At 67.6% G+C, this 6,744-nt stretch carries 7 protein-coding genes; 3 read left to right on the forward strand and 4 right to left on the reverse strand.

Annotated features, from left to right (window positions below):
- Nucleotides 1-8 precede the first annotated feature (8 nt).
- From AC3WON_RS26660 to AC3WON_RS26670, 3 genes are all read right to left on the reverse strand, one after another.
- Nucleotides 9-1,391: an MmgE/PrpD family protein gene (locus tag AC3WON_RS26660; protein ID WP_492353082.1), complete on the reverse strand. Its 1,383-nt coding sequence runs from the start codon at nt 1,389-1,391 to the stop codon at nt 9-11.
- Between the two features lie 73 nt (nt 1,392-1,464).
- On the reverse strand, nt 1,465-2,661 hold the full coding sequence (locus tag AC3WON_RS26665; RefSeq protein WP_492321140.1) for a CaiB/BaiF CoA transferase family protein: 1,197 nt from the start codon (nt 2,659-2,661) through the stop codon (nt 1,465-1,467).
- Between the two features lie 8 nt (nt 2,662-2,669).
- A complete protein-coding gene (locus AC3WON_RS26670) occupies nt 2,670-3,839 on the reverse strand; it encodes an acyl-CoA dehydrogenase family protein (protein ID WP_492353083.1) in 1,170 nt (389 codons plus the stop codon).
- Nucleotides 3,840-4,331: 492 nt separating this feature from the next.
- Between AC3WON_RS26670 and AC3WON_RS26675 the strand changes: the two genes are divergently transcribed.
- Nucleotides 4,332-4,799, forward strand: coding sequence for an MgtC/SapB family protein (locus AC3WON_RS26675; protein ID WP_010813951.1), 468 nt, complete (start codon nt 4,332-4,334; stop codon nt 4,797-4,799).
- Nucleotides 4,800-4,995: 196 nt separating this feature from the next.
- Nucleotides 4,996-5,502, forward strand: coding sequence for a DUF2628 domain-containing protein (locus AC3WON_RS26680; protein ID WP_492321142.1), 507 nt, complete (start codon nt 4,996-4,998; stop codon nt 5,500-5,502).
- Between the two features lie 21 nt (nt 5,503-5,523).
- Here the strand turns inward: AC3WON_RS26680 and AC3WON_RS26685 are convergent, their stop codons facing one another.
- Nucleotides 5,524-6,426: a LysR family transcriptional regulator gene (locus AC3WON_RS26685; protein WP_010813949.1), complete on the reverse strand. Its 903-nt coding sequence runs from the start codon at nt 6,424-6,426 to the stop codon at nt 5,524-5,526.
- Nucleotides 6,427-6,616: 190 nt separating this feature from the next.
- Here AC3WON_RS26685 and AC3WON_RS26690 point away from each other — a divergent pair.
- The coding region (locus AC3WON_RS26690; protein WP_492321149.1) for an SDR family NAD(P)-dependent oxidoreductase at nt 6,617-6,744 on the forward strand (128 nt) is incomplete at its 3' end.

Raw genomic sequence — 6,744 nt, forward strand, 5'->3', positions numbered from 1 at the left:
CTTGGCTCTCAGCCTGCGGCGGGCAGCCAGTAGTTGACGTTCGGGGCCTGCTCCAGCGCCCACACGCGCTGGATGATGGTGCGCATCTCGGCCTCGCTCGCGCCGTGGCGGAACGCGCCCAGCTGCAGCGCCTTGGCTTCCAGTTCCGGGCGCGACAGGGTGTTGTCGGGATCGCCCTTGGGCACGTCGACGCGCGCCGCCAGTGTGCGGCCGTCGGTGGTCGTGACGGTGACGCGGCCGATCCACTGGCGCGGGTAGGCGGCGTTGATCTCGGCATCCAGTTCCATGCCGACCTTGCCGCGGAAGGCGGTCACCTTCGGGTCCTGCAGCGCATGCTGCTCGAACTCGCCCAGGCCCGCATGGCCGTGCACGGCCACCAGCCCCAGCACCGTGCCCATCGAGAACTTGGCCTGGTGGATGGTGGTGGGGTTGACCACCGGGCCGAGCACATCGATGGCGCCCTGGTGCACGTGCGTGGTGACGCTGGCGACCTGGTCGGCGCCGATGCCTTCGCGCTGCATCAGCGCCTTGAGCGCATCGGCGGCCGGGTGCGTGTGGCGGCATGAGGCGAAGAACTTGAACGAGGTCTCGGCGGTGGCCCAGCGCGTGCCCAGGCCGTCGGTCAGGCAGGCGGGATTGGCATCGCTGGACATGCCGGCGGCCATGCCCTGCGCGCCTTCCAGGATCTGCCTGGCGCCGGTGAAGCCGGCGCGCGCGAGCCAGGCCGACTGCAGGCCATCGGCCGCGGCCTTGGCGGTATGCAGCTGCTTGGAGTCGGCGGCGTCGCGCAGGAATTCCCACAGGCCCGCGGCCTGCGTGCCGGCCGAGCCCAGAGCCTGGTTGATGCCTTCGGCATCCAGGCCGTAGAGCTTGGCCACGGCCGCGGCGGCGGCTAGGGTGCCCACCGTGCCGGTGGTGTGGAACACGCGGTAGTGCGAACGGCCCATGAATTCGCCGATGCGGATGCCGGCTTCATAACCGGCGATGGAGGCCAGCAGCACCTCGGCGCCAGTCTTGCCTTCGGCCTGCGCGGCGGCGACCACGGCAGGGAACACCACGGCGGCCGGGTGCAGCACCGAGCCGTTGTGCACGTCATCCTGCTCGACCACGTGCGACGAAGCGCCGTTGATCAGCGCGGCGAAGTAGGGCGAGGTGCGGCGGCGGTCCACCAGCACTTCGGCCGCGCCCTGCGTCGGCCCCATCGCGGCGGCAAACTCCTGGATGCGGCGCACGGCCGGGGCGTCCTTGCCCGCGATGGCCGAGGCGATCCAGTCAAGGAACAGGTCCTTGGTGCGCTCGATCACGGGCGCGGGCACGTCGGACAGCTTGAGGTTGGCCAGGAAATCGCAAAGCTGGCGGGTGGGGTAAGTGGTGTCTGCGGCTTGGCTCATGCCGGCTCCGGAAATTGAACAGGTGCTTGCAGAAAGAAGGGAGCGCCCGGTTTGCCCGGGCGCCGGTATTGGCTCAGATAGTCTGTTTGTCCGCCAGCGCGGCGATGTCGCTGTCGGCATAGCCGAGTTCGGCGAGGATCTTGCGGCTGTGCGCGCCCAGCGCCGGTACGTCGCCCATCACCGGCTCCACGCCGGACAGGTTGGCGGGCGGCAGCAGCGCATCGATGGGGCCGCCCGGGGTGGCGACTTCGCGCCAGCGCTGGCGCGCTTGCAGTTGCGGATGGTTCCATACGCCTTCGATGTCGTTCATCGGAGCATTGGCGATCTGCGCCTGGTCCAGCAGCGCCTCGGCCTGCTCCACCGTCAGCGACGCAAAACGTTCTTCGATGAGGGCGGTGAGTTCGGGGCGGTTGCGCACGCGGGCGGTATTGCTGGAAAAGCGCTCGTCCTGTGCCAGTTCCCGATTGCCGAGCACGACCTCGCAGAAACTGGCGAACTCGCGTTCGTTCTGCACGCTGAAGATCACGCTGCCATTGCCGGTGCGATGCACGCCATACGGGGCGATGGTCGGATGCGACGCGCCGAAGCGAGCCGGCGGCTTGCCGCCATAGTGGCCGAAATAGAGAACCTGGTTCATCCATTCGGCCATCGCCTCGAACATGGTCACCTGCACGCGCAAGCCCCTGCCGGTGCGGCCGCGCTGCAGCAGCGCCGAGAGGATGCCGCTGTAGGCATACATGCCGGCCGCGATGTCGGCGATCGAAACGCCGGCGCGCGACGGCTCGTTCGGGCCGCCGGTGAGGCCCACCAGGCCGGCGGCGGCCTGGATCAGCAGGTCATAGGCCTTCTTGTCGCGATAGGGGCCCGAGTCGCCATAGCCGGAGATGTCGCAGACGATCAGCTTCTCGTACTTGCCATGCAGGCTGTCGAAGTCCAGGCCCATGCGGGCGGCGGCGCCGGGCGCCAGGTTCTGCACCAGCACGTCGGCATCGGCCAGCAGGCGGTGCAGGATGGTCTGCGCCTCGTTGTCCTTCAGGTCCAGCGTCAGGCTTTCCTTGCCCCGGTTGAGCCAGACGAAGTACGAGGCCTGGCCGTGCACCGACTGGTCATAGCCGCGCGCGAAGTCGCCCGCGCCGGGGCGCTCGATCTTGATGACGCGGGCGCCCAGGTCGGCCAGCTGGCGCGTGGCGAAGGGAGCGGCCACGGCGTGCTCGAGCGACACCACGCGGACGCCGTCGAGCGGGCGGATGCCTTGGGGGGATTGGGACATGGAAAGCCTTAGAACGAACGCGGCAGCTCGAGCACATGCTCGGCCACGTAGGACAGGATCAGGTTGGTCGAGATCGGCGCCACCTGGTACAGGCGCGTCTCGCGGAATTTGCGTTCGATGTCGTACTCGGCGGCAAAGCCGAAGCCGCCGTGCGTCTGCAGGCAGACGTTGGCCGCTTCCCACGACGCGTCGGCGGCCAGCAGCTTGGAGATATTGGCTTCCTTGCCGCACGGCTTGCCGGAGTCGAACAATTGCGCGGCCTTGTAGCGCATCAGGCTGGCGGCCTCGACATTGATGTAGGAGCGCGCGATCGGGAACTGCACGGCCTGGTTCTGGCCGATCGGGCGGTCGAACACGATGCGGTCGCGCGCATAGTTGCTGGCGCGCTCGACAAACCAGTAGCCGTCGCCGATGCACTCGGCGGCGATCAGGATGCGCTCGGCGTTGAGGCCGTCGAGGATGTACTTCAGGCCCTTGCCTTCCTCGCCGATCAGGTTTTCGGCGGGGACTTCGAGGTTGTCGAAGAACAGCTCATTGGTCTCGTGGTTGACCATGTTGCGGATCGGCTTGACCGTCAGGCCCTTGCCGATGGCATCGCGCAGGTCCACCACAAACACCGAAAGGCCCTCGGACTTGCGCTTGACCTGGTCCAGCGGCGTGGTGCGCGCCAGCAGCAGCATCAGGTCCGAATGCTGCACGCGCGAAATCCATACCTTCTGGCCATTGACGATGTACTTGTCGCCCTGGCGCACCGCGGTGGTCTTGAGCTTGGTGGTGTCGGTGCCGGTGGTGGGCTCGGTCACGGCCATCGACTGCATGCGCAGCTCGCCCGAGGCGATGCCCGGCAGCCAGCGCTGTTTCTGCGCTTCGGAGCCGTGGCGCAGCAGGCAGCCCATCACGTACATCTGGCCGTGGCAGGCGCCGGAATTGCCGCCGCTGCGGTTGATTTCCTCCATGATGACCGAGGCCGCGGTCAGCGACAGGCCCGAGCCGCCATAGGCTTCGGGGATCAGCGCCGACAGCCAGCCCGCCTGGGTCAGCGCCTGGACAAAGGTCTCAGGAAAGGCGTTCTGCTCTTCCACCCGTTGCCAGTACGCCGAATCGAAGCCGGCGCAGAGGTCGCGCATCGCTTCGCGGATTTCGGGGTACAGCTGGTCTGGATCCTGATGTGCGTGCATGGGGTAGCCCCGCTCGGATTGAATGGGGCCATTATTCCCGAGCCCCCGGCACGCTGAAATTCGGATTTGCGAAAGAGCGGCTTAGGTGGGCCGGAAGCGGGGAGAGGCGGAAGCTGCATGCGGCGCCGGGGCGCCCGCAGTTGCGGTGCAGCGGCCTCTGGCGCGGGGATGGCTGGCACGCCGGGCCTGGGAATCAGTGCATGAAGAGCCAGATCAGGACCAGGATGAAGGCCGGGACGCCAAGTAGCCAGGCAAGGATATAGGGCATGGTGCAACTCCTGTCGATGACGGTAATCGGTGATTCCAATATAGGAATGCCGTCATGCCGGCACTGTCGGAAAGCTTCCGCTTGCGATGTAGGACGCAGCCGCAAGCGCCTGGCGGGCGGCCCCGCGCGGCGTGGCGCGAGTGCCTTGCGGCCCGCCGGCCCGGTTGCCGGCAGGCCATCCCGTGCTACGCTCAGGTCTGTACCCAAGCACCCGGAGACGAGCCATGGACGGGGTCTGGTCCGAGATCTACAGTGTCTTGCGCGCCGAGTTCGCCGATGTGCCGGACGCTGGCGAGGCCACCCGCATCCTGGCACGCCTGTTCATGGCGGTGCTGCTGGGCGGCCTGATCGGCTATCAGCGCGAGGCCTCCGGCAAGGCAGCGGGGCTGCGCACCCATATGCTGGTGGCGCTGGGCTCGGCGCTGTTCGTGCTGGTGCCGCTGCAGGCAGGGACGCCGCTGGCCGACATCAGCCGCGTGCTGCAGGGGCTGATTGCCGGCATCGGCTTCCTTGGCGCCGGCGCGATCCTGAAGCACAGCGACGAAGCCCACATCCAGGGCCTGACCACCGCGGCCAGCATCTGGATGGTCGCGGCCATCGGCGTGGCTGCCGGCCTGGGTCGCGATACCACGGCGGTGATCGCCACCATTTTCACGCTGGTCATCCTGCAGGTCCTGCAGCGCTGGAAATAGCGCACCCGCGCCCGGCGCATCCGGCACCCCGTGCCGCCCGGCGTGCGCCGGTCTGTTCGCTTGCCCGCCAATTTGCGTCATTTCCCACAGCAATGCGCGCCAGCGCACGCTGCCCGCGCGCGCTGCGCCCTATGCTGTGGCACAGGTTGCGCCGCGATCCACAGGCGCGGCCGTGGCAGAGCAGGGGGAGGCAGCCATGAAATCATCGATCCGTGACGACGCGGCGCTGGCCGCATTCGTGGGGCCGCGCTATGCGTACTACAGCCAGCGCTGGTCCCTGGCAGAGGCACGCGGCGGCATGTCGTGGAACTGGGCGGCGTGCCTGCTGGGGCCGTTCTGGATGGCCTACCGGCGCATGTACTGGCAGGTGGGGGTCTATGCGCTGATCGTCTGCGCCGAACCGGTGCTGCACGCGCTGTTCGGGCTGAAGATGCCGCTGGCGGTCCGGCCGATGCTGTATGCCATGGCGCTGCTGCTGGGCATGTATGGCAACCAGATCTACCGCTGGCATGCCGAGGCGACCATCCGGCACCTGCGCGAGTACCATTTCTCACCGGAACTGGTGCATGATTCGCTGGCGCGCTGTGGCCGCACCAGCTGGCCCGGTGTCTTCGCCATGGGCCTGCTGCTGGTCGTGATGACGGTGTCGCTGAGCCCGCTGGCGGGGCTGGTGGTGCAGGGCGGCGGGCTGACCGCCGGCTGAACGGCCGGCGGCTTCCCTGATTTACACGGGCTCGCGCGCCGCGTCGACCAGGTACTGGATCAGGGTTTCGGCAAACTGGGGCAGTTCGCGCCCCGGGCGGCGCACCAGGCGCAGCTCGCGCTTGGCCCATTCGTCTTCCAGCTGGATAAAGCGCAGCACCTTGCGGCTGGCGTAGCGGCGCGCGCAGCTGTTGGGCACGATGGCGATGCCGGCGCCGGCCTCGACCATGCGGCATACGGCATCGAAGCTGCCCACCTGGATGCGCAGGCTGATGCGCTTGCCCATGCCGCCGGCGATGCGGTCCAAAAACGACTGGATCGCGCTGAACTGGTTCAGGCCGACAAAGCGGCAGGTATCGAGCAGGTCGGCGAAATGCAGCCGCTTGAAGGCCGGCAGCGGGTGGTTGACGGGGGCGATCACGATCAGCTCATCGCTGCACAGGTGCATCGCGTCCAGGTCCTGGGTGGCGACTTCACCGGCCACGATGCCCAGGTCGGCGGCGCCGGCGCTGATCGCCGAGACGATTTCCTGCGACAGGTGCTCTTCCAGCTCGATATCCACGTCCGGGTTCTCGCTCAGGAAGCGCGATACGCCGGTGGCCAGGAACGAGTTGGTGGCGGTGGTATTGGCCAGCAGCCGCACCCGGCCCTTGACGCCCTTGGCATAGGGCCGCAGGTCGGCGTGCAGGCATTCCAGTTCGCGGAAGACCTCGCGCGCGTGGCGCAGCAGCGCATCGCCCGCCGGCGTCAGGCGCACCCCCTTGACCTGGCGGATCAGCAATTGTGTCTGGAACGCCTCTTCCAGCTGCTTGATCCGGGTGCTGGCCGCGGGCAGCGACAGGAAGCTGCGTTCGGCCGCGCGGGTCAGGTTCTCCGTCTCGCCAACGTTCAGGAAGAGGCGGAGATCGGTCAGGTCGTAATGCATGGGCTTCCGTCAGGCCAAAGGCCAGTTTTGTGATTCGTGAATTCCAAAGTCTCGGCCGTCAATTTATCGTATCCGCTGCGGAGTGGACATCCGGATTGACCGCACCGGCGGGCGAATGCCCGCGGCGCAGGGGTGTTTGGCCGGGTTTGCGGTCGGTGACCGCACAAAAAGTATTCAGAGGAGCAACGCAATGAGCGGTTTGATGGCAGGCAAGGTCGCGCTGGTGACGGGCGCAGGTGGTGGAATCGGGCGCGGCATCGCGCTGGCACTGGCCGCCGCCGGCGCCAAGGTGGTGGTCAATGACCTCGGCGTGTCGAT

It is taken from the genome of Cupriavidus sp. FW305-46, from assembly GCF_058787075.1.